Source organism: Halobaculum roseum (genome assembly GCF_019880245.1).
Taxonomy (GTDB): Archaea; Halobacteriota; Halobacteria; order Halobacteriales; family Haloferacaceae; genus Halobaculum; species Halobaculum roseum.
Genome location: NZ_CP082287.1, coordinates 167,792 through 189,317 on the forward strand (window position 1 = coordinate 167,792; position 21,526 = coordinate 189,317).

At 58.7% G+C, this 21,526-nt stretch carries 23 protein-coding genes and 5 pseudogenes; 22 read left to right on the plus strand and 6 right to left on the minus strand.

Annotation, left to right across the window (positions count from 1 at the left end):
* Window positions 1–239 precede the first annotated feature (239 nt).
* The 6 genes from K6T36_RS16100 to K6T36_RS16125 all read left to right on the plus strand — a co-directional run bounded on the left by K6T36_RS16100 (window position 240) and on the right by K6T36_RS16125 (window position 5,242).
* Window positions 240–806, plus strand: a complete 567-nt coding sequence (locus K6T36_RS16100; RefSeq protein WP_222923520.1) for a hypothetical protein — start codon at window positions 240–242, stop codon at window positions 804–806.
* 118 nt (window positions 807–924) lie between these two features.
* On the plus strand, window positions 925–1,677 hold the full coding sequence (locus K6T36_RS18965) for a hypothetical protein (RefSeq protein ID WP_225935240.1): 753 nt from the start codon (window positions 925–927) through the stop codon (window positions 1,675–1,677).
* A 93-nt stretch (window positions 1,678–1,770) separates the two neighbouring features.
* The gene (locus tag K6T36_RS16110; RefSeq protein ID WP_222923521.1) at window positions 1,771–2,799 is read left to right on the plus strand and encodes a hypothetical protein; all 1,029 of its coding nucleotides are present in this window, start codon (window positions 1,771–1,773) and stop codon (window positions 2,797–2,799) included.
* Window positions 2,800–2,852: 53 nt separating this feature from the next.
* Entirely contained in the window at window positions 2,853–3,491 is a 639-nt protein-coding gene (locus K6T36_RS16115; protein ID WP_222923522.1) for a hypothetical protein, read from the plus strand.
* A gap of 6 nt (window positions 3,492–3,497) precedes the next feature.
* Window positions 3,498–4,130 carry a hypothetical protein gene (locus tag K6T36_RS16120; protein ID WP_222923523.1) on the plus strand — a complete coding sequence of 211 codons (633 nt, stop codon included), beginning with the start codon at window positions 3,498–3,500 and terminating at the stop codon, window positions 4,128–4,130.
* Between the two features lie 62 nt (window positions 4,131–4,192).
* A complete protein-coding gene (locus K6T36_RS16125) occupies window positions 4,193–5,242 on the plus strand; it encodes a Shedu anti-phage system protein SduA domain-containing protein (RefSeq protein ID WP_222923524.1) in 1,050 nt (349 codons plus the stop codon).
* Between the two features lie 196 nt (window positions 5,243–5,438).
* On the opposite strand, the gene K6T36_RS16130 is transcribed toward K6T36_RS16125, so the two are convergent.
* A complete protein-coding gene (locus K6T36_RS16130) occupies window positions 5,439–5,693 on the minus strand; it encodes a hypothetical protein (RefSeq protein WP_222923525.1) in 255 nt (84 codons plus the stop codon).
* 560 nt (window positions 5,694–6,253) lie between these two features.
* Window positions 6,254–6,514, minus strand: a complete 261-nt coding sequence (locus K6T36_RS16135; RefSeq protein ID WP_222918196.1) for a helix-turn-helix domain-containing protein — start codon at window positions 6,512–6,514, stop codon at window positions 6,254–6,256.
* Between the two features lie 208 nt (window positions 6,515–6,722).
* Here K6T36_RS16135 and K6T36_RS16140 point away from each other — a divergent pair, with 208 nt between their 5' ends.
* From K6T36_RS16140 to K6T36_RS16195, 13 genes and pseudogenes are all read left to right on the plus strand, one after another.
* Complete coding sequence (locus K6T36_RS16140; protein WP_222923526.1) at window positions 6,723–7,031, plus strand: hypothetical protein; 309 nt, start codon at window positions 6,723–6,725, stop codon at window positions 7,029–7,031.
* On the plus strand, window positions 7,028–7,273 hold the full coding sequence (locus tag K6T36_RS16145) for a DUF7563 family protein (protein WP_222923527.1): 246 nt from the start codon (window positions 7,028–7,030) through the stop codon (window positions 7,271–7,273). Before K6T36_RS16140 ends, K6T36_RS16145 begins: the two co-directional genes overlap by 4 nt.
* Window positions 7,270–7,623, plus strand: a complete 354-nt coding sequence (locus K6T36_RS16150) for a PadR family transcriptional regulator (protein WP_225935241.1) — start codon at window positions 7,270–7,272, stop codon at window positions 7,621–7,623. Before K6T36_RS16145 ends, K6T36_RS16150 begins: the two co-directional genes overlap by 4 nt.
* Complete coding sequence (locus tag K6T36_RS16155) at window positions 7,620–8,186, plus strand: hypothetical protein (protein ID WP_222923528.1); 567 nt, start codon at window positions 7,620–7,622, stop codon at window positions 8,184–8,186. Before K6T36_RS16150 ends, K6T36_RS16155 begins: the two co-directional genes overlap by 4 nt.
* Window positions 8,183–8,869, plus strand: a complete 687-nt coding sequence (locus K6T36_RS16160) for a hypothetical protein (RefSeq protein WP_222923529.1) — start codon at window positions 8,183–8,185, stop codon at window positions 8,867–8,869. The genes K6T36_RS16155 and K6T36_RS16160 overlap by 4 nt, the downstream gene beginning before the upstream one ends.
* 59 nt (window positions 8,870–8,928) lie before the next feature.
* Window positions 8,929–9,129 (plus strand): hypothetical protein, encoded by a 201-nt coding sequence (locus K6T36_RS16165; protein ID WP_222923530.1) that lies wholly within the window; start codon window positions 8,929–8,931, stop codon window positions 9,127–9,129.
* Window positions 9,130–10,171: 1,042 nt separating this feature from the next.
* Window positions 10,172–13,813 (plus strand): hypothetical protein, encoded by a 3,642-nt coding sequence (locus tag K6T36_RS16170; protein ID WP_222923531.1) that lies wholly within the window; start codon window positions 10,172–10,174, stop codon window positions 13,811–13,813.
* 1,108 nt (window positions 13,814–14,921) lie between these two features.
* Window positions 14,922–15,131: a DUF7558 family protein gene (locus tag K6T36_RS18970; protein WP_425601462.1), complete on the plus strand. Its 210-nt coding sequence runs from the start codon at window positions 14,922–14,924 to the stop codon at window positions 15,129–15,131.
* Between the two features lie 155 nt (window positions 15,132–15,286).
* Window positions 15,287–15,640, plus strand: a complete 354-nt coding sequence (locus K6T36_RS16175) for a DUF8105 family protein (protein WP_222923532.1) — start codon at window positions 15,287–15,289, stop codon at window positions 15,638–15,640.
* A 6-nt stretch (window positions 15,641–15,646) separates the two neighbouring features.
* Window positions 15,647–15,996: pseudogene (locus tag K6T36_RS16180) on the plus strand (DUF8158 family protein).
* A gap of 84 nt (window positions 15,997–16,080) precedes the next feature.
* Complete coding sequence (locus K6T36_RS16185; protein ID WP_222923533.1) at window positions 16,081–16,479, plus strand: type II toxin-antitoxin system death-on-curing family toxin; 399 nt, start codon at window positions 16,081–16,083, stop codon at window positions 16,477–16,479.
* 33 nt (window positions 16,480–16,512) lie between these two features.
* Window positions 16,513–16,683: a hypothetical protein gene (locus K6T36_RS16190; RefSeq protein WP_222923534.1), complete on the plus strand. Its 171-nt coding sequence runs from the start codon at window positions 16,513–16,515 to the stop codon at window positions 16,681–16,683.
* An 87-nt stretch (window positions 16,684–16,770) separates the two neighbouring features.
* Window positions 16,771–17,142 (plus strand): annotated as a pseudogene (locus K6T36_RS16195) (hypothetical protein); the annotation flags it as partial.
* Here K6T36_RS16195 and K6T36_RS16200 read toward each other — a convergent pair.
* From K6T36_RS16200 to K6T36_RS16210, 3 genes and pseudogenes are all read right to left on the minus strand, one after another.
* A pseudogene (locus K6T36_RS16200) lies at window positions 17,138–17,500 on the minus strand (DUF7342 family protein); the annotation flags it as partial. The pseudogenes K6T36_RS16195 and K6T36_RS16200 sit on opposite strands and share 5 nt — an antisense overlap.
* A 55-nt stretch (window positions 17,501–17,555) precedes the next feature.
* Complete coding sequence (locus tag K6T36_RS16205) at window positions 17,556–18,053, minus strand: type II toxin-antitoxin system VapC family toxin (protein ID WP_225935242.1); 498 nt, start codon at window positions 18,051–18,053, stop codon at window positions 17,556–17,558.
* Between the two features lie 6 nt (window positions 18,054–18,059).
* Window positions 18,060–18,371, minus strand: a complete 312-nt coding sequence (locus K6T36_RS16210; RefSeq protein WP_049892658.1) for a hypothetical protein — start codon at window positions 18,369–18,371, stop codon at window positions 18,060–18,062.
* 148 nt (window positions 18,372–18,519) lie between these two features.
* Between K6T36_RS16210 and K6T36_RS16215 the strand changes: the two are divergent.
* The 3 genes and pseudogenes from K6T36_RS16215 to K6T36_RS16225 all read left to right on the plus strand — a co-directional run.
* Window positions 18,520–18,912, plus strand: a pseudogene (locus K6T36_RS16215) (biosurfactant protein 1); the annotation flags it as partial.
* Window positions 18,904–19,746, plus strand: a pseudogene (locus K6T36_RS16220) (ArdC-like ssDNA-binding domain-containing protein); the annotation flags it as partial. The pseudogenes K6T36_RS16215 and K6T36_RS16220, both read left to right, overlap by 9 nt.
* 89 nt (window positions 19,747–19,835) lie before the next feature.
* A complete protein-coding gene (locus K6T36_RS16225; protein WP_222923535.1) occupies window positions 19,836–20,660 on the plus strand; it encodes a hypothetical protein in 825 nt (274 codons plus the stop codon).
* 54 nt (window positions 20,661–20,714) lie between these two features.
* Here K6T36_RS16225 and K6T36_RS16230 read toward each other — a convergent pair whose 3' ends face one another.
* Window positions 20,715–21,473, minus strand: coding sequence for an MBL fold metallo-hydrolase (locus tag K6T36_RS16230; RefSeq protein WP_222923536.1), 759 nt, complete (start codon window positions 21,471–21,473; stop codon window positions 20,715–20,717).
* Window positions 21,474–21,526: the final 53 nt, after the last annotated feature.

Genomic DNA, 21,526 nt, shown 5'->3' on the forward strand with positions numbered 1-21,526 from the left:
CGGGGGCTCTCCTCGTGGCGTTGCGTCGACGATCGACCCACAGTAGCGCTCCAGTGTCCGGAACACGGCGGGCGATGCGCGCGCTCCCCGCAGCGTCGCCTCGAGCGTCCACCCTGTACGCGTCCAGATATCGGCTGGAGATGTCGACGCCGAGCATCAGCATCCAATCGCCAGCAGTAATTGGGCTTCTGCTAATCCGCTAGCACGAAGTATTTATACTTGCTATTTAGAAAACATGTATGGGACTATTTGAGACCTTGTTTAATTCGTCCACCAGCGATCACGTCCCCCAGTCAGAGCAGCCGGATCAACACGAGAGATTACCCGACGAGAAGTACAACGTCGCTTACCCCGTAGCCGCTCGCCGTGAAGAACTCACAGCGTTGGAACAGCTTCTTGAATCCGAACAAGACTCACCAACAGCCTTCGAGGCTGATCCGTTTCTCGGAGATATTATCGAGGACATGGAGCAGGAGGAAGGATACCCACTTCGCCTTCGTACATCCAGTGAAAGGCTCGTTGACGATGTCCGGGAGTACCTAGAATATTGGAATGAACAGGTTGATGGTCAGATCGGTACGATCTGGTGGCCCATTGGGGCGGATACGACGTTCCGCTTGTATCTCCATTACTTAGAGGTCCGAGCCGATGCAGAGGACGATCAGTTTTCGTTCCCGGAGTCCGCTGGACAGGTTCACACCCTCGTCCAACGCGGTCTCACCACGATGGAGGATGACGACAATTCGAAGCTTGCTCTAGTACACAAGCGAGATATTCCACTAGAAGAGTTCACAGAAGATCAGTGACGCATACCATGATGAAGGAGAGGATCGAGCGGACAGGTTGCGTTATTGATGTGAGTGTTTGCGAATTCTCTGAGGTTACCCACAAGGAAAGCAGGATGCTACCAGGGCCAGTCGAGAAATGAGCGAAGATGCATCTCTTCCGCCGGCACTTCAACCGGACTTCCACATCGCGGAACGCGTCCGAAACCGGATGGAGACCTTCCCTCGAAAGTTCCGCGAGTTGGGTGAAGGAAACCGTCTGGCGAATCTCCTCCGCAAGACGCAGACACTCGAAGGCGCACCGCTGGAGCAGGCTCCGGAAGTATTCACCAAGCAGTATCTCATCGAGCCGGTACTGGATGGATTAGGATACCTGAATCCCGTCTCTGAAGCGTACGCAGGCGATGGGCCTCACTTTATCAGAGAACCGAGCACCTATGATGGAGTGGAACCGAGGCGGCCAGACTACCTATTGAAGAATATTGACTCCTCGGCTACTTGTATTGTGGAAGCAAAGGCGGCCAACAGAGAGCGGATGGATGGCGCGAAGCGGTGGGCCACCAAAGGTATCGACAAGTACCTCAAGGAAGATACATTCTGTAAATACCTGCGAACAGTCGACCTACAGTACTTGATCGGCATCGGAACTGATGGGCTCCGCTGGACTCTGTGGGTGAAGGATCTCGAAACAGACCAGACAGTCGAAGCCTGCCCGAAGGTGGATATCTCACCGGCGATAGATCGAATTGCCCGCCGTTTGGATGTTACCGATGGCGATCTGCCCGACAATGGAGGCACGGAGGTTGAACGTGAGTTGCTATACGACGAGTTTGTACCAGCGTTCGCAGCTGCGAACCTGCTTGATCACTCGAAATCCGTTCTTGATACATGAGTGAGCACAGGGGATATATCCGTACTGCGGTGGATAATCTGAGAGAGAACTGGGTAGCAAAGTATATCCAATAGTTCTCTCAATGGCCTGTCAATGGGTATTGAGGATGAAGACGAGTTCTCATACGATGGCCAGCTCGTTTTCAATGGGCTTCACACCACCACCGTTCTTGATGCAGATTTCGATTTCGAGGAAGTCGTTGATACTGAGTTGATTAATTTCAGCCCGGGAACGATGAGCCAGCCTGGGCGGGGCTACACCACCATTCCGTTTCTCGAACTGCTGGAAGAAGAACCGCGTGTGAGCGACAGTCTTCAAGCATCTCTTGGAGAGATCAAAACACTCCGGTATATCGAAGAGCAGTGGGAAGAGCTTGAGGTTGAGATCGATGGAGTAGTCGAGGAGAAACCGACAAAGGCTGGACAATCCACATTTGACGCGTATTGGGCACGGCCGGACTTCCTCTTCGTTCGTGGAGACAAGACCAACGCACGGCTCGCAAAGCAGCTACTTGAATCGACGCTCAACGATTACATCGAACTCGATCCAGTCACGTTTTCTCCGGATTTCCTACTGTGGCTGTTTTCCCAGGAGAAGAACCAGCAGTCCCTCCCGGGACAACTCTCGGTCAACATGCTCACTGATGCGAAGTTCGAAGGCGACGAGCCAGATTTATTCGGGAAGCAGGGACGAGTTTCTGATTCCACAGACGTCACTAAATCTATCCCTGTCCTCATGGGCGTTCTGCGGCAGATGGGAATCGTCGAACTTGAGGGCGTATTCAACTTAGCAGGGATGTTCGTCCGTGCCCGGATTTCCTCTGAGGGCCGGGTACACATCCTCGCCGATCACGCAATCGAAGGCTCTCCCGACATCGAACGAATGGCGATATCGATCGCGTTCTTGCAACAGTTCACAGAGCTCTACGGAGAATGGAAACAGATGGACGGTGAACAGCGCTATCCGCCTGAGCAATTCTTTATCGATATCTACGAAGAGTGCGACCGCCAAGGTGTTGACATCCAGTTCTCGATCGACCAAGTGATAGAAGAGTACCGCCAGAAGGGAGGCCCCGAAGAATACCAGCAGTACCAAGCGGGACTTACGGAATACACTGATTGAGAGATGCTGGAACCATGGGGTCTATCTAGTGTCGGACACAATATTAGGCTACTATGAGTGTAACCAACCTCCGCCGTGCTGGGGAAATTGACCCCCAAGTAATCGGCTCGCTCGGTGGAGTTGGTCACACGAACCTCACGATTGAGTCCGTCCAGCAGATCGACTGGGAACCTCTTGTTGAGAATCATCCCTATCCCGAGCAAGTGGTCTTCACCGGTGAGGCAACATACGACGAGCCCTCGAACTATACCAACGGCCGTGAGATCCACTTAGACTTTGAGTTGCGTACTGGTTCCCGTCTATTCCTGCTAGAATTTCAGACAGACATTGATTCCGTCGAGTCTGTTACGACGCTCTTCTCACAAGCGGCCGACGAGAGCGTCACCATCTATCGGAATCTCCACGCACCAGAGGATGCTCTCTGGAGTTTCCTTGAACAGGCCGATCGAGTAATCAACATCACAGTTCTTGACGAGGGAGAAGAGGTGTCGTACCGAGAAGTCGAGGATGTAGCCGCTGCAGATGTGATAGGCTCGTATGCGATCGAGTCCGCAGAGGTCGGGTTCAATTACAATGACGCCTCTGTATACGTGAGATACCGAGACGGCAGTCTTCAGGTCGAATCTGACGCTGATGACGGAGAAGAATACGTAATCCAACTCTTCGAGCGTGAAGTTCTGGGGCCTGCGTAGTAATTCATGGCCAGCGGCGATCTCACGTATGGCCAATCAGTCTTTCTCGTCCTCCGCGAGCTCTTTTCGGAGTATAATCAAACAGACCTCGGTCCGGGAGTCATTACCCTCTCAACAATCATCTACTGGGGGTCCTCTACGTTGAGTGCAGGTTTGCTCAAGACAAGTGTTCGTCTCGCGATCGTCGGTCTTGCGCTTGGCTCATTCGGATACGTCTATGTTTCAGAACGGCCATTCGGAGTGGACATCTCTTGGACTCCGACGCACATCGTCGACGGAACACGGTCTCCTGACAAAATGTCCGAGACGCGCGGAAACGCCTTGATTCAACAGAGTTCTACGCTCATCCACGGTGAAATTCAGTTTTCGAAGTTCACCAATGGGTTCGATTTTCAAGTTGAGACATCGTCTGAGTTGTCAGCAGAATTCGAGTCAATCCCGCGCCGTGAACACGATTACGATCCGGAGTCAAATCGGCTCAAGTGTCAAAATATGTCTGAGCGTTCGTTCCCAATCAAATTAGAAGTCTATCCGCGTTCGACCGCTCGTGAAGTTGGACGCTACCACTCGCTCCAGTTGGTCGACGTTGAAACGGAATCTGTGCTAATGGATGTCGACGTTATCGACGTACGTGGGTGACATTGAACATTGAATCGTGTATCTTGGGCAAGGTTTATTTAGTATTAATCATACGCCAATTTGTGAATTTAGATTACACATTCGAAGGAGAATCATACGAATTAGAGATTCCACTTGAAGATAAAAGTCGCTTGACCCACATCGCACAGTTCCCACTTAAGAACGGGCCAGAGACTTTCAAATTTGTCCACATATTTGGGATCAAAGCCTCAAGTACCGGTAAGAAGATCGTTGTCTTCTGGAAAGCTGAGAAGAGTGGTTACCGGTTAGAGGCCGTTGAGGAAACACAATTTGAATGCCAACCGGATGAGGTCGAAAAACTGATCTCTCTTCTTGATGAGATTGAGGAACTAACCGATCTTGACCGCGGGACCCACGTTATTCTCAAAAAGGATTCCCCATCAACGGAGGCCATCATCGGTGCGATAGAGAGCATTACCACCGCAGATTCAGAAGTCGGTAGAGAGTTTGTTATTGAACTTATCCGGAGTGTGAGTGAGATCAGCGCTGAATTTGATGATGTCTGGGAGTTCGACGACGAGATCCCCGATGAGGTGGTTGACCTAGAATATCTTATCACCCGTGTTCGTGCCCAAAGGGCGTTAGAGGAGTTCCGAGGTTTGATACAGAGAAATGAAGAAGAGAAAGAATACCAAGATTTCCTTGAGAATAATCCATGGATATTCGGTGGAAGGTACGTAGATAATCGTGAAGAGAGACACCTCACTAGAGATGAGGAGGTTGACTTTTGTTTAGAAACAGTAGACGGGTACTTTGATATCTTTGAAATAAAACGGCCTGGACATACTGTGATGATAGAGGATAGGTCTCATGACAATTTCGCCCCCAGCTCCAAAGTTTCAAAAGCAGTTACCCAGGTGCAGTCTTATATCGCAGAAATTGAGGCAAGCCGAGATGAAATACTCCGTAGGGATAAAATGGATATTCTCAAGCCCCGTGGGACAGTTGTAATCGGGAGTGATATATCAGAAGATGAGCGAGAGGGTTTGCGCCTCTATAATAGCTTCCTAAATCAGGTTGATGTGGTGACATATAGTGAAGTTGCCCGAAAGGGTGAGAGACTAATTGAGCATTACGAAGTTACAACATAAGTCAAATTTTGGACGTGAAGTAAACCAAAACCACAGTTCCAGCTCTCTCCAAACTCTCGCGGTAGCACGCAAACAAGCGACTACCACCGTCCGGAACCCTTCGGAACCCTCCACGCCGGATACATCCTGACCACACTCCCACCATCAGGTGTGCCATCGCCCCAACTCCCACTCAAAAACTACGACTGCGACCGACTCAGATCGTCGCGGTCACGATCATATTCGCCGGCCCCTGCGGACTCGCATCGACGACGATCGCGCCGCCAGCTGCCAGCGTCTGCAACACCTCAGTCGGAATCGACGCACGATCCAACGTCGTCTCGACGACCCAGCCATCGTGAGCGCCGACACCAGGAGCGAACACGTCGACGGCGACGACTGACTGGTTCAACGCGAGGGTGTCAACGAGCCGGTCAGCTTGGCGGCGCTGCTCGACGCGGCAGTTGCTCATCGGTCTGCAGGAACTGCGTGCTCGGTCTCGCACCGCGAGCAGATGCGAGCGTCGCCCTCACCGCGAAGCATCGAGGAGCCGCAGCCCGCGCAGGTGACGCCGTAGACGCGGGCGCTCACGCCGACCACCTCGGTGGCCTTGGAATGTGGTTGTCGTCGGTATCCTTATTCGTCGAGTCGCCGTTTGCAGGCGACGGGCTTGCTTGGTTCATAGCAGACGCAGGCACAGCCCGGCTCCGGTGTTCCAACCACCGGGGCGATTCTGAGACAGATTCACCCGAAGAGGCCCGTCTGTGCCTGCCAGATCAATGTACTACTAGTCACATAATATTTTTGCCTATGGGCAACTGTTTGGAGATACAGGTAGATGCCCGCTGGGAAAATGAAGATCACCGATTCAGAGATTCTCGAGTATTTTCAGAGTTCACAAGATCCCTGTTTCAGTGCGGGAGAGTGCTCGGAAGACTGGGGGATGTCCTCCGAAGGAGCTCGGAAACGGTTGAACGAACTAGTAGATCGTGGGGAGTTGGAATCGAAGAAACCTGGCCACAGAACCCGAATTTACTGGTTGTCCGAGGCCGACGTGGAGGCATAGTATTCTCTCCCCTCACGCGTTATCCAGTATACACGCGTCCGCCTACCGGGCTTTTTGCTGTCAAGATAGCCGTCTTCAACAAGTTCGTTCATCCTGCCACGAGCCCATTCATCACTCTTGTCGAAGTATTCGGATACCTCAGAGACGAACAGGACCGGGTCAGGCGTCTCTATGAACTGCCTGAGAATATCGACTTTTGTGTGAGATGGATCCGGCCCTCTGGTCACAGAATACGATTATTTGTTCGGGATATGAATCTGATTACCGAAATCTGTTGGCTATGGGCAATAGTTAAGTGCAGTACAGCATATGAGCAGACAAGCGACGCTACGCGGCGAACCCGCCCACGCATAACGGCGGCCGGTGTTCCAGCACCGAACCGCCGCGTGGGGTCGCAAGCAGCACGGAGCGGTCAATTCCGCTCCAGCAAGCGACATGAGCACAACACGCCCCACCCGGCTTCAACGTGCCGGACACGACGACGAACAACCCGCAAACTACCTCGTCGGCGCGCGCCGCAACTCCCGAGCTCACCACCCGGATCCCGACGACCCGGACACCCCACACTGCCGCGCCGGGCTCCAGCACACCGACACCGACTGGACGCGCGCTGACCCAGACGACTACGACGGCCCCATCTGTCAGTGGTGCGCGCCCGACCCCGACCCCCACGCGTACGACAGCCGCTACGCACACCTTCGCCACGCCAGCCCTGACGCACTGAACACGGAGGCAACCCGATGAACCGCCTCACCACCCACTGCCCCGAGTGCCTCCACTGCGGCGGGCACGTCTCCGAGCGGTTCGCGCGTGTCTTCGGCGACGACGCCGATCGCGTCCACCGCTGTCAGGCCTGTGACTCGATGCCCCGCCTCTCGCGAGGCAACGCCGCCGGCAAGCCCGTCCCCAACCGCATCGACCCCGAAGACGACCAAGACCGTCAACACGGTACTCGTACTCGCGCCACTGGAGGTGTCGCCCAGTGAGCGTCCACGCTACCCCACCGATCACAGACGGTGGCACCATCACCCACCCCACGTGGACGGAACTCACCGCCTTCGAAGGCAACGTCCTCTACGCAATCGCTCGACTCGAACGCGACGATCCACTCACGTACGGCTTGGCTATACGCGATGTCCTCGAGGAGTACTACACCAAGCCGATCAACCACGGTCGACTCTACCCGACGCTCGACGATCTCGCTGATCAGGGCCTCATCACGAAGACGAGCGTCGACGATCGTACGAACAAGTACAAACTGACCGACGCAGGCTACGAGCTTCTCAGCCGTCGCCGCGACGAACTCACAGCCGTGCTCACGGAGGAGGACCAATGAACAACCCTCACGACGACGACACCGAGGACATCGCCTGGACAGACCTTCCTGCGATCGAGCGAACGACATTGTATCTCATCGCACGGCTCGAACGCGACCGGCGCGAGATAACCGAGGAATCGTTCACGCGGGGGATCAGACACGTCATCCCCGAGGAGGACCCTGACCTCGATCCCTACAATGAGGCTCTCAAGGACCTCACTGAGAAGGGACTGCTCGCCAACTTCGATGGGAAGTACGTCGTCAGCGATGCTGGCCAACACCTTCTCCAAATCGAGTACGCTCGCATCGGGAGTGTCCTCGATCCAGCGATCCACGACGTCGGTGAGTCGTTCCCGAGTTGCCCCAACTGCGGTGATCCAGTCACGTCGCTGTCGGTCGCCGGCCCGGGCACCGTTCGGGCAGGCCCGTGTGGCTGTCAACTCCCTGGGCCACTCGATGCGGATCCACTGACGGATCGCCTCGGGAAGGCGCTCCAACTGACCGAAGACGACGACGCACGGTATCACATCCGCCAAGCGATGCAACTCGCGTTCGCGCGTAGCCACGGCTACACCGAATGACCACGCCCACTGCACCCTATGCGATCGTTCCACTCACCGTCGAGGATCTGTGTGAGGGGTACATCCTCACGTGGGACGGCCGTGACGATCCAGTCACCGTCGTCGAATGCCATGAGAGTATGGCGATCGTCGAGACGCCAACCTGCGACCGCATCCAACTCACCAACAGCCCTGATGGCCTCCTGCTCCCCGACGAGGACACCCCACTCGAATCAATGACGATCATCGGAACCCGCCGCTGGCAAGAGGCAGATGAGCTCTGGGAGTATCTCACAGATACCTATGAGTTCCCAACTGAATTCTCGGCGGTCACCTGTGCGGCCGACCTCGATATGACCGTCGAGGAGGTGAACCACCGTCTCAGCGATCTGCTCGCTGAGCCTCGGTCGTCGCTGCTGTTGGTCCGCGAAAGCTATGATCGCTGGCGCGCCTATCAGGTTGGCTTTGGAATAAGCTCTCCCCAAGAGCTCGTGAAAGTCCTGGAATCCCAGACACCGGTCGACAATGCAGACGCCGAGAACGGCACGATTGTCTGTACGCTGCCTGCAGAGACAACAGCGGTTCCGAAGGCCCTCGTCGACATTGCGTATGAATCTCACTGGACGATCGCACGCTTCGACCCCGAAGACAGTGAGGACCCTGCGGAGTGCACACTGACGCCACAGCGGGGTGACGAAAGGTAGGCGCGCCACACCACCGCGTCCGCCGTTCGACCGCCAACTACCCACGGTACACCGACACCATGAGTGACGACACTGACACGCTCGACGCCGACGCACAGCCCACGACTGACGACCTCGCAACGCTCGTCCGCGAGCAACGAAAGCCAACCGAGGAACATCAACTACTACTCACAGAGCTCGAAGAGCGGCTCAGTGAAGCCGGAAAATTCCGTGCGCGCTTCGATCATCTCACTTCGTCGGCAACCGGGGGCGGTAGATGACCGCCCGCGCCAGTAAGCGCGGCGTGGATTCCGAGGTGTCACCAGCCGTCCGTCGTGCTCGTCGACATCACCGGATCCCCATTCAGCAGAACACACTGGGTCGAATCCAACCTAGTTCACTGGTACCCTATAAAAAAATTTCCCGGATCCCAGTTGTCGCCCATGGTGACTCACCCTGAGCGTCCTGAGCGACGGCCAACCGCGCTCGTCACCAAATCGTCAGACGGCGCGATGGCTGAGATCCAAAACAGCCCAAGAATTAATATAGGTGGTTGGGTCCGACTTAATCGGAAACGAAGGACAACACCACGGCTCACCGGTGTTCTACAGAACAGCGGAGGAAGGGTTCGCCCTTCCTCACAACGGCTGGACACCCTGTTCTGTAGAGCCCGGGATAATAGAGTTTGCCCCCGGTCGAGGAGTGGAATCGCTACCACTCACGCTCGACAGCATTCCCCGAGCAGCTGCAGCGCTGTCCAGCAGCTGCTCGGGCACCGAAACCGCACCATGCACGACACACCACACATCGCGCCGTCCGCCCCACGGCGACTGGCTAGTGTCCCGGTGCCACCCCGATCTCATCGGCACCCCAGTAGTGGCGCGTTCGTCATGCGTGCGTCAGACAAATCGGCCGATGACTCGGACCCCACCGGCGCGATCGGCGGTAGTGATATTACTGGTGAACGGAACCGGTTCGAACAGACACCAAGACAGGCGCTACCTGAATGCAGTTCGACCAGGGAGAAAGGGAGGTCGGGTCCTCCCTACCCTAGGCCAACGACCTCCTCCTTGATCGGACCACATGAAATAGTTTGCCCCCGACCAGCGACGGTGCTGTGCAGCGCGGTTGCGTGCCCAGTCACGCGTAATCGTCGGTCTCGGTGCCCAATCCGCCTAGTCACGAGTATCGCTGTCTCTCCGTCGCGCTCTACATAGCTCGCTCGATGCTCTGCACGCCTCACCCCACGGTGTTCGCCCACTTGTTACCAGATGGACTCCCCCTTGCGACCACTCGTTGGCAGTCACTCAGGGGTGTGGGGCAGTGACGGCGTACGCGCTCATCGAGTGTCCGCAGTGTCACGAGTTGTTCATCGTCGAGGACTCGGACAAAGTTACGATCACATGCCGCCAGTGCCAGCACACTCGCCTCCACCGGAACATCCGGTACACCAAGACAGGATCAGTGGCCGAACTCCGCGAGATTCGCTCTCGACTCAACGCGGATCGAGCTGGGGAGGCGCACCCCGACCAGACTGTCGCCGAGCAGGGTAACCAGATCTACTGGGCGCCGTCGATCAGCGACGGCTGGTCACCCGAGTACGAGGACGCCTTCCAAACGCAGGCAGAGCAGTTGGCGGAGCGCCAGCGGACGACACAGCGTGAGGCGTTCGCTGACCAGGTTGAATTCGGCGTCGACGCACCCGCGCCGATCCGCCCGGATGAAGACCTTCCAGCCCGCTCGCCCGTCAACGAGGCGAACGCGATCGAGGTCGAGGACGTCTCCGACTTGCCGGCAGTCACCGACGAAACTGTCCTCGAATTCGAGACTACAGGCCAGACATTCGTCGACGGCGGCCAACAGCCGCTTGTAGCAGAGGTCACGGGGCTCGAACCCACGGTGACTGAGGCCGACCGACTGCTCGTAGCGTTGCTGCCGGCGACGATCCGCGGCATCGCCTATTTCGCTCACCGTCGCAAGTTCACCGCACGCACAGCTCACCAGCTGGCACACGTCCTCATTCACGAACGCGGGATCGTGGCTGGCAACGGCGCGTGGGCGCACGCTGCCGCGAAATACGCGTTGATCTACCAGGATGGCCCTGCAGTCGAGGGTGTTGGCGAAACGTGGTCGGACCGTATTGACGCGGTCCGCCGACGCGCTGGACTCTCCTTGACTGCAGACGGCTCCATCTCGAAAGCCGATGCCGAACGGCAGGTAACACGGGCTATGCTGCTTCGAACGCTCACCGCATTCGCGAGCGGACAAGATGCTGCCCGAGAGGGCTTTGGTCGCGAGGATCTCATCAGGTCCGTCGTGCCGGCGCTTGCGCTTCGCAAGCGGCCGGCCCGCCTCAGGGTGACGTTGGACCGCCGCGAGTGGCTGGATGCGCTCTCCGGCGACGACACGCGCCGTATCGAGCGTCTCCTCGGCGTGCTCGAGGTGCTCTCGATCGTCGTCGACGTCTGCATCAGTGTCCCTGGTGGGCTTGATGGGAAGCTGTTCGGCGAACTTGAGGAGGCGCTCCCTGTGTGGACCGACGAACGTCTTACTGAAACCCGCGACCGGTTCCACTCCCGCAGCGTGGACGGCCACGATCGACTGGCTCCCCTCGAAGCGTATCGAGCGGCTCGCAAGTACGCCGGCCGTGGGTCCACGAAGAAGTACAGTGTCCTTGCAGCACTCTCTCAGGACGATCTCCAGCGTGCGAGTGCTGTCGTCGACACTGGTGTGTGTCTCGCTGCAGTCGGCTCTGTGTACGGCTTCCTGGCCGAGCTCGCTGACGCTGGATTGGCTGAACAGGTCGGACAAAAGTGGCGCTTGACGCCACTGGGCGCTGCTGCAGCGGAGTTGCTGAACGACGCCCTCGTGTTGGTCCATCCTGAGCAGCAGGCAAACTGGACCGGTCTTGCTACCCCCTGCAATAGCACCAACAAGTGTAGTGCTCAGCGCCAGCCGTCCCACGGGGAGGGGGAGACCGCCGGGGAGACCGACACCGCCGACCGCAACGACCGCCTGCCGCCGACCGCCCGGTCGCTCGACCGCGACATCGCCCGCGTCAAGCCGCCACAAGGCGCAACGCACCTGCAGTACTTCGGCGAGTACGATACCGACCACCGCCGCTACAGCTCGGAGTTCCAGCACCGGGTCCTCCGCTCGTTGGCCCAAGACGCTGTTGTGACCTGTGTCGATACTCCTACCGAGGAGCTGTATCCTGCTCCCGAATCCGTCGACGGTGACCTCGAGGACGGTGACGATCTCGGCGCGGGGAAGGTGACACAGGCGAACTTCGACGCAAAGACGGCGACACTCGTTGCACCGCTGCAGTGGGGCGGCTCTGACTCCATGCTCACGCGGCTGGGCCGGATGCTGTTCGACCCGCATCTCTGGGAACAGATGTCGATGGACGAGCGGATCGGCGACGACCTGGGGAAGATCCCGCTTGATGGGCTCGACGTCGACGACGATGTCGAGGGCTACCTATACGGCCACCAGTTCGGCTGGCTCGCGACCGACGACGATCACCCGGCTGTCGACCCGGATAAAACGGTGCGTTCGAACTGGGTTGACCGAGTTCGCGGCCGGTGCGCACACCTGCTCAAGCTGCTGGCCGACGACGAGACGTACCAGAACGCCGAGCAGGGGAAGGAGCTGAAAGAACTCGGCCAGGGCATCCTCACGATGGGCACGAAGCTGCTGCACGCAGTCGGGATCGAGGTGGTGTTCCCGATACGCGTCCCGAACGTCGGCAACCTGCTCCGGAATCCGAGCGCGCTGGCGGACTTCAGCGACTTCTTCCGCTACACCGTACCCAAGCATTTTGCCTTCGGGCACCACGCGGCCCACCGACACACAGTCGAGACGGACGGCGAGCGGCTGAAACACCGCCTGTCGCTGGAGATGGATGAGACTGACCGCCACGCTGAGCCGACAGCGCGGTGGGTCATCCAGGGCGGCTCTGCGGACCCAACCGCGGCCAGCGCCGACGACCTCCGGCCGTTCGTCGAGGACGCACTCGGCGCGGTCAAGCCCCGCGAGGCGGTCGCAGAGGGCGCTGAGGACGCCCCAGTCATCGACATCAGTGTCACCTCAGCGTCGACGTACCGCTGGACGCGAGACTACCTCGAGCGCGAGCTCGCTGAGAAGGGCTGGGAAGACCTACGCGGCGATCGCTCTCAGTGGGTGAACCCCGACTCAGACGATATCGAGCGCCTTGCGAGAGTGCTGGTCGCGATGACTGCCCGAGGGGAGGCCTGGCGGACATCGGGCCTCGCGATCGCCGAAGCGGTCCACTCACTGCCCGCTCGCGAAGGGACCGAACAGCTGACCACTCGCGATATCGAATTCGCGCTCTCGCAGATCTCTCCCGAGCACGTCCTCCCGACGCTTCCACCGTCGGCGGGCAAGTGTCTTCAGAAGCTGCTCGCTGCGGACGAGCCACTGCGAGCACGCGAACTGTACGAGGAGCGTGTGGGCATCTCTGAATCGATGTGGCGAACCATTCGCGAGGACCTCGAAGGTCTGCAGTTCGTGACTCGCGAAGATGACGGGCTCTTGGTCGCGACCGTGTCTCCCTGGTGGAGTAGCCGTGATGGCGGCGTTCGAACGCTCGACGCAGAAGAAGAGCTGTGGATGGCGGCGATGCACGAGGATGGACACGTCAACTGGGGTGCGATGGTGCTCCTCGACGACGCCGATCTACTCCACGATCCCGACGGGGTGTGCGGTGCCGACGACTGGCAGCGCCCACCGAAAGACATCGACATCGACGATCTCCGATCGCTCGACCGCCGCCTGGGAGCATGGGCGCCGGTCATCGCGACGCTCGTCGACGAGGCTCCCGACCAGGAGACCACGACGGTCGCGAGAGTCGGACGGCTACCCGCTGGACTCGAAAACCGCCAGACTGCATTCGTTAGAGGGTCGAGTAACATCGCTTCAGATGGCAGTTGGGGGGTTGAGTAACACTCGATTGCTGTTCTTCTGTGAACGTCTCACCATTAGTGAGATGATCTGACATCTATTTCCACTCTGATGGGGGGTGGGTCACTCTCCCCACTTGATCCACTCTGCCGGGGGGTTGTTGATATTGCCAGAGTTGGTTCTCTTTCGACATCCTCGAACGGCAGCGGCTTGAGATCGTGGCCATCGACCGAACCAGTCCTCTGAACTTGTCCGAAGGCCCCCCCTGTGGGTCACTTGTCCGAACTCTCCGAACAGGGGGTAGTTCGGTGACAGACGTGGCTGCTTGTCTGATCCCAATGTGGGAGTGAAAGTGGAAGTGGCTACGCACCCCCCGTGGGAGTGACAGGAGTGACACCCCCCTCGTGGGAGTGAAAGTCGAACCCCCGTGCAGAGTGAAGGGGGGAGATCAGAGTGAAAATCCGTAACCCACACACCGCTACCGAAATGTTCTGAAGAGCAGCCCCACTCAACATTCTGAGCGTCCCAGACAGAAGACACACACCGCCTTCCCGAATGTAATCTGGAGCTTCAGAGCTTGAAACTGTCAAATAATGAGTTCACGATTGTGTAAGCGCCACCTCGGAACCGATTAGAGGCATCTTCTTGAGAAGCAGTCTGGAGGTCCTCGACGGCCACAGGTCAGACATGCTGGAACACGACGCGGAGAGCCAGCTGAACAATCTCTGAGCGATCGTACTCCTCGTCGACGTCGCGAGTATCCCGCGAGCGAATTTTTCGCGATTCTGGAGAAACCTCCGGAAACAGTCTGATCGCCGCAGCCAACCGATACGAGGCCTGCCGATGCAACGGCCGCTCACAGTTAGTAGAGGACTGCAGCGGGATGGCCCACTGTCAGAACCTCCGAACCAGCCAACAGTAATGGGAGTATCTCAGTTGCGATCGCCTCGGCCGACCTGAATTCCAAAGAGAAACGACCCGCCTGCTAGCAAAATCGCAATTGACACGGGAGCTAAACGGTCTGCGGAAGAGACCCCTACAATGACGAGAAGGAGAAGAGCGGCCTGAGAAAGAAAGATCCCCACCTGAGCTGTGGTGCTCGCAGCAGTGGCATTCAGCATATGTTCGCTATCACACGTATTAAAAAAAAATAGTTGCCGGTAGGGTCGGATTCGACAAGTTCGATAACTTCGTCTGCGACAGTTATGGACTCGTCGTCGCCGCGCTCGCTGCACTCACTGGGTTTCGCGTGGAAGTGCGCCATCTCGAAGGCCCATCACAGGTCCGTTCGCGGTGTAGTCCTAGTGGGGCGAGAATGCACTTGATCTGTGACTTCAACGCGTACAATGTCTCCGGCTGACGCGCCGAGCGGTCGTGAACACGAGTGGAACGGTTCCACGGCGTAGATCAGCAGTTGCTCGTAGGTGCCCCATCCCGCGTTCTCAGTAATGCTGTATTGTGTGGCTCTCCTGTCGCTCCGCTATCTTCAACAGACGACCGCTCCTCAGGTTGACTATGGACTGTCCCGCGTGCGGCTGCCCTGTCACCCTCGAGGTCGGACCGGAACGGCCGCTTTCGATGTCACTTTCCGACGCAGTCCTTGCAGCGGAGGAGGACGAGCGCATCGAGGTTACCCGAGATTGTTGGGGCTGTGGGTGGCACGAGACGCGACAGATCCTCGTTGAATCCATCGACACAATCGCGGGCGACGAGGCAACCGTTGAGCGAGCCGCACTCATCGACGAGATCACCGATGAACTCGCGGGGATCGATCAGGTAGCGACACTCGAGGAACTCCTCGTAGAGACCCGGCGGCAACGGCGAACTGAGGCAACAACGGCTGATACGGATGGCGACAGTACAGAGTAACTCGCTATGCCGGATGCTGAGCCCCTCTATGACGTTCGTGAGGAAACCGGGAATCCCGAGCACGCATCGGTCGACGATGTGGTCGAACGGGCGCAAAACCCGCGAGCCGATCACGAAGACGCACAGTCCGATACGGCGATGGCTGCTATCATCGATACTTACGAAATTGAGTCGGTCCGTACAGTCGTCCAGCGCATCCTCATCGACGACGAACCGTTCCGGACCGCCACAAATGGCCTTGAGATGCGTAACGTCGACGCTGTTCGGATCGTGACGGCCGCCATTGGTTCATCAATGAGGTAGACATCGACGGCGACGCGATGACGGTCGACACCACTGACGGAGATACCCGATGACTGGGGCACTCCACGCTATCGATATCGTGGTCTGATCCCGACGGTAGAGAAACGATTAACGGGTGACGTGTGAACGTCGGAAACGTGACCGACGATCTCGCGTATCCTTCTGCCGAACTCATTCTAAATCTCCACGAACAAATCGTGGCAGAAGGCGACACTACTGAGCCAGGCGTTCGGTCAGAAGACGCGATTGCATCCGCGCTGCAGTACATCTCGGAGGGGTACTTCGGCGAAGTACCCGAGACAATTCACCACAAAGGAGTCCATCTGATGCGGCTTCTCGTGGCGGAGCATCCATTCGTCGACGGGAACAAGCGAACAGCGCTCCGAACAGTCGTCGTCTTCTATATGATGAACGGGTACACATTTGACTACGGTGATGAAATTCGTGCGCTCTTGCACCGGTTTGCGACCGACGAAGCTGCGGTCGACACGGACACTGCGGTCATTTACTTCCGCGCATGCGCTCGTCGCAACTGATAAAGGGTCACACTGAGTATCTTCAACAGAGCAATGGCGTCCAGCACCGATTCCTCGGCGGCGGTCGACGACGAGGTCCGCCAGCTGTACGAGCGGTATCAGGCGGCCGAGAGCGACGCCGAACGTCACGCGATCGCTCTCGAGATGGGGAAGCTCGATGGACGCCGTCACGCGGAGATCTACGCAGCACTCGAAGACGAGTAACTATCTTTCCGTCCTCTCATATGCGGCATCCTCGGTGACTGGCGATCAGTGATCGGCAACTAACTCATTCGTCATGCAGGCGCGCTCTTGCTCGCGCCCAGTAGTACGCTCGCGAAGCCGCGAGCGAGAGCGAGTCGCAAGGTCGTTACGGTCGATGAACAGGCATTCGAGAAAGCTGGCGAGCAGACGGTCGATACAGACGGCTTCCCGTTCGTCGATGAGACGCCGGAGTTCGATGCCGCAGTCGAGCAGGAGACGCAGACGAAAGTGGATGCGAACCACCCGGACGGGATCGCGGACACGAGCAAGGATCGGATTCACGGCGTCACCCTCGAACAGGAAGAGCGCATTCGGGCGCGGGAAGCCGAACTGGAGCGCATCGGTGCCCAGGCTGAGCTAGGGACCCAGGAAGGTCGTGAGCAGCGCACGCGAAAGGTCGTCAGCGAGCAGTGTGTTCGTCACTTTCGAGGTCGCCGTCGGCGAGCGACTGTTCGAGCTCTTCCCACGTCTCGACGTCGTAGGTCGCCTGCCACTCCTCGATCTCCTCGGTGATCGCGGCCAGTTCGTTCCGTAGCTCCTCGCGCGTGTTCTTCTCGATGAGCGTCCGGATTTTCTCGAAGAGCAGACGGGTGTGGTCCGGCTGGTAGCGCGTGGTCTCGCCGGCCTCGACGCGGCGCAGCTGGCCCTGGTCGACGAGATCCTGGAGTTCCCCGTTGGTCGTACTCCAAGCCCCATCAGCTTGCTCGCTGATCCAGTTGACTGACCGTGGTTCGCGAAGTGACTCGGCGACCGCCCGAATGCGGTCGCGGGCGCTCATCGACTCAGTCCACGACTGAACGCCGTCCTGCGGGGTTCGGACATACTTGGCACCTCTAGCTCTGATTGCGATACGGAAGCGTTGTCACGTCGAACGCATCGTAGTGCCGGTCGTACGTAAGGATGTGATCGACCCCTAAGGCGTCCATATGGGCTGCAACAGTGAAATCGGTGAGTGACGCATCCAGATCCGTCCACTCGACGAACGTTGCTTTGGCGTCATCGAAAACGTCCTCGGAGACGGATTCGAACTGATAGAGCGTGCTCTCGTCGAGCGTCGTCAGGAACGAGGCTGCGTTCCGCATCGACGCTTGCTTTTTCAGCCGTGTCGCAGCCTCGTCGACGATGTGATCGTTGACGATGAGGCGACGATAGGGGAGGTCACCGTCGCGGACAAAGGTCATGAACGCCCGCGAGACTGCGTGCATCTGATCTTGTGGGTTGAATAATGCGTACAGGAACTTCGGCCCGACGACGACCTGATGGCGGACGTGCCCCGGGCGAAAATGCTCGGGCGTGATCGTCCCAATCGGGGTTTCGACTGGTTCAGCCATCCAAATTCAGGATTGCGCAGACGGGTCATCGGCGAGCGTGAACGATTCGTCGCTGCCGTCCCACTCCTCGACGAGATCGTCTTCCTCGCGGGCATCCGTCGCCGCCGACGCTGGGAGCGATTCGTCCTCGAGGTCGTCGAGGACTGTGAACGCCGGGTCGTTCGGGTCGGCCTGCTGCTGGCGTTCGATCCACTCGATAAGCGCCTCGTGGCCGGCTTCCTTGAGCGAGAGCCCGTGCTCTCGAGCGAACTCCCGGAAGCGTTCGTATTCGTCCTCGTTCAGTTCAGTTTGCACGTGCTTGGTGTCGTTGCTGCTCATAGGGACCCCAGTTGCTACTCCCATCTACTTGCTCATAAAGTATAACATGTTCGCATGGGATAGTTCATGGCCCATGCTTAAACGGGAGACAGGGCGGACTACTGGTCCTGACTCTGAAATACGAATCCGGGACAAACCACACCAACCGATGCGTGATCGCTATCTGGATTTCGAGGAACTGCGGCCGACCGGCGAGGCGTCCCACATTCCGGACACGAGACTGGACGGCGGGTGTGATGGTAACCCCCGACGGCAACGCGTCGCGACGAACACTGGTGGCTACCCTGATGTGCCGACGGCCGCCGACGGCGAGTGCCAGTCCTGTGGGGCGTCAGTACCAGAGGGCCAGACGAAATGCCGGTTCAGTCTCACCAATCATCTCGGGAATGACGCCACTAGCACGAACGAGACAGCGTCGACGACGTTCCTCGGCATTGTCCACCTGGTCATCAAGTCGACCACGTTCTACGGCGCCGTCGCGAAGGGCGGCGCCGCGGCGAACCTCCTCTCTGCCAACGAGGCGGAGCCGGCCGTCGACGACGCGCAGGCCAGCGAAGAGTTCTAGGAGTGGCTCGACGTCCAGAGTCGCTTCCACGACTACTCCTACCGGAACACGCTCCTCATCAAGCGGCAGTGTCCCGAGGCGACCCGGGTTGCGGGCTACCGTACGTGGCAGGAGGAGTTCGACCGCCACGTCAAGGAGGGTGAGTCGGCCATCTGAATCTGGGCGCCGATCATCACCAAGCAGTGTCCGGAGTGCGAAAACTCGCCGAGCTACCACGAGAACAGTGACTGTGAGTACGACGAGACGCCGTCCGAGGAGTGGTCCGAGGGCCTGGTCGGGTTCAAGCCCGCGCCGGTGTTCGATGTCTCCCAGACCGAGGGCGAGCCGCTTCCCGACCTGGATACGGAAGCGACCGGGGACGCCGGCGACCTCGTCGAACAGTTGACTGCCGCCGCTGACAAACTTGGCGTGACGGTGCGAATCGTTCCCGACGAAGACTGGACCCACGGCGAGGCGAAGGGCATCTGCGAGCAGCTGAGCCTCGTCGACGTCCAACCGCTCGTCGAGGTGCGTGATCGGGCGAACGAGGCCGACCTCGCGCGGACCCTGATTCACGAGTACGCGCACGCCCTGCTCCACTTCGACATCGACGACGACACCGAGCAGGCGAAACGCGAAGTCGAGGCCGAAGACGTCGCGTACGTCGTCGGGCGCTACTGCGGGCTCGACACGAGCGGATCGGCGTTCTACCTCGCTGCGTGGGAGTCGGACGATCCCGAGGTCGTTCGCGGGCGCCTTGGCCGGATTAGTCGAACGGCAGAAGAACTCATCGACGTTCTCGAGAGCGAATCCTCGTCCCAACCCAGTTAACCAACAGAGTAATGGGTTCCTTCCGCTCTGTTGGTTAAGTTTTCTGCGCCCGCCGAGGGGCGGAGGCGCGTTCTAACCTCCGTCGAATGATGACTGAACCCTATCTCACGACAGTCCTCGAGGAAACCGAGCACGTTGCCGAGCAGCACGACCAGGTCGCTCGAACGACAGACAACCAAGCCCACGAGTACCTCCGATACGCTGTCCTCCGGGTGCTCGAAGGCGAGTCGGACCACCTCCCAGCAGACTGGACGCCGATCGATGGCGTGACTGTCGGCTACGGGAGCGCCGAGGCGATGTACGACAGCTGGGGCTCCAGCGAAGACTGGTGGGAGACCGTCCCGCCGCAGGAGGCGTGTACCCGCTTTCGGGTGTTCTTCCCGGCCGACCACCAGACGGTTCCCCGCGACATCGTCGACGTGATGGCCGCGCTCGGGGCCTGGCGCGTCTGGACTGGGAGCGCAGCCGCGTGCGGCTCCTACGACCATCGCGAGCGCCGCGAGGTCCACTATCTCTGGCCGGAAGGCCATCCGGTGGAGGTAGTGCTCCACGAGCGGCTCAGTGGCCTTGCGGAACCCGTCGCTCCCGACGGTGGCCGAACGGGCGACGTTCGTGACCGACTGGTCGTCGACGAGAACGCAGAGTCACAGGACGATCTCGAGCCCCGCACGAAGCGTGCCATCGACGAAGCGATGGACGTCTCACTCCTCTCGAAAGGTGGCCGCTACGAGGTGCAGTCCGCCTCCGGGAACCGGTACGAAGTCGACGTCATCGACGAATCGTGTACCTGTCCCGACTGGCAGCAGCGCTCACCCGAAGGCGGCTGCAAACACCTGCGTCGCGTCGATCACAGGATCAAACGAGGCCGTGTTCCACGTCCGGATGGCCGACTCCCAGCTGAGCTAGCGAAGTAACTACCCCAAACCAGTGGTTACAACACGGGACAGTTGTAGGCGGGCGTTCCCGCGTTATAGACTGAACCGCTCGCCGTCTTCGGGGACGTGTACATCCTCTGTCTCTGCCCGCAGTTCTTCGCGCGACAGTAAGCAATGGTTGATCGCCTCCATATGGACGACCACTATCTCGGCGTCAGTGGCCTCGCGGACAGCGTTGATGTTCTCGACGCCCATCGTGATGGGTTCGCCCTGATCGAACTGCGCTTCGCCGCCGTTGAGAACCACCAGATCCGGGTCGTACTGGTCAAGTGTCTCTTCGACCGGCTCGTACCAGATCGTGTCCCCGGCGACATACACTGTCTCGTCGGCCTCGAAGACGAAGCCCGAAACCGGGCCCATTCCCTCGGCGAGCTCGCCGTGTCCGTGCTGGCCCGGTGTCCGATGGATAGTGATGCTTTCAAAGGAGGTTTCGTCGTCGACGGGCCGAACGTCAGTGAAGCCCTCGTCAGTGAAGGCGTCGGCCTCCTCGGGCTGACAGAACAGCGGAACGCCAGCATCGAGTTCCTCTCTGGCCGCCTCGTCCCAGTGATCGGGGTGACGGTGCGTGACTACCACAGCGTCGTAGGTGAGATCAACGTCAGGCAGCGGAACAAGCGGATTCCGGTCCTGATTCGCCGTGGTGAGGAACTCTGGAACTGCTGGGTTGTCTGTCACCGTCGGCATCTCGCCTTGCGGCGTGAACATCGGATCCACGAGGAACGTCGTGTCACCGACGTCCAGGAGGATAGTCGCGTTGCGAATCAGCTGAACACTAGCACTAGTCGTTGCCATACCCGTGCCTACGATAGACATCAGGGTGGGATTTACTTCGACATATTCCAACC

Bases quoted from the DNA above. Each gene is read 5' to 3' on its own strand.
- K6T36_RS16100 (WP_222923520.1), top strand. From the start codon at position 240: ATGGGACTATTTGAGACCTTGTTTAATTCGTCCACCAGCGATCACGTC.
- K6T36_RS16205 (WP_225935242.1), bottom strand. From the start codon at position 18,053: ATGGCTGAACCAGTCGAAACCCCGATTGGGACGATCACGCCCGAGCAT.
- K6T36_RS16175 (WP_222923532.1), top strand. From the start codon at position 15,287: ATGGACTGTCCCGCGTGCGGCTGCCCTGTCACCCTCGAGGTCGGACCG.
- K6T36_RS16190 (WP_222923534.1), top strand. From the start codon at position 16,513: ATGGCGTCCAGCACCGATTCCTCGGCGGCGGTCGACGACGAGGTCCGC.
- K6T36_RS16155 (WP_222923528.1), top strand. From the start codon at position 7,620: ATGAACAACCCTCACGACGACGACACCGAGGACATCGCCTGGACAGAC.
- K6T36_RS16225 (WP_222923535.1), top strand. From the start codon at position 19,836: ATGACTGAACCCTATCTCACGACAGTCCTCGAGGAAACCGAGCACGTT.
- K6T36_RS16145 (WP_222923527.1), top strand. From the start codon at position 7,028: ATGAACCGCCTCACCACCCACTGCCCCGAGTGCCTCCACTGCGGCGGG.
- K6T36_RS16110 (WP_222923521.1), top strand. From the start codon at position 1,771: ATGGGTATTGAGGATGAAGACGAGTTCTCATACGATGGCCAGCTCGTT.
- K6T36_RS16210 (WP_049892658.1), bottom strand. From the start codon at position 18,371: ATGAGCAGCAACGACACCAAGCACGTGCAAACTGAACTGAACGAGGAC.
- K6T36_RS18965 (WP_225935240.1), top strand. From the start codon at position 925: ATGAGCGAAGATGCATCTCTTCCGCCGGCACTTCAACCGGACTTCCAC.
- K6T36_RS16130 (WP_222923525.1), bottom strand. From the start codon at position 5,693: ATGAGCAACTGCCGCGTCGAGCAGCGCCGCCAAGCTGACCGGCTCGTT.
- K6T36_RS16160 (WP_222923529.1), top strand. From the start codon at position 8,183: ATGACCACGCCCACTGCACCCTATGCGATCGTTCCACTCACCGTCGAG.
- K6T36_RS16115 (WP_222923522.1), top strand. From the start codon at position 2,853: ATGAGTGTAACCAACCTCCGCCGTGCTGGGGAAATTGACCCCCAAGTA.
- K6T36_RS16120 (WP_222923523.1), top strand. From the start codon at position 3,498: ATGGCCAGCGGCGATCTCACGTATGGCCAATCAGTCTTTCTCGTCCTC.
- K6T36_RS16140 (WP_222923526.1), top strand. From the start codon at position 6,723: ATGAGCACAACACGCCCCACCCGGCTTCAACGTGCCGGACACGACGAC.
- K6T36_RS16230 (WP_222923536.1), bottom strand. From the start codon at position 21,473: ATGGCAACGACTAGTGCTAGTGTTCAGCTGATTCGCAACGCGACTATC.
- K6T36_RS16165 (WP_222923530.1), top strand. From the start codon at position 8,929: ATGAGTGACGACACTGACACGCTCGACGCCGACGCACAGCCCACGACT.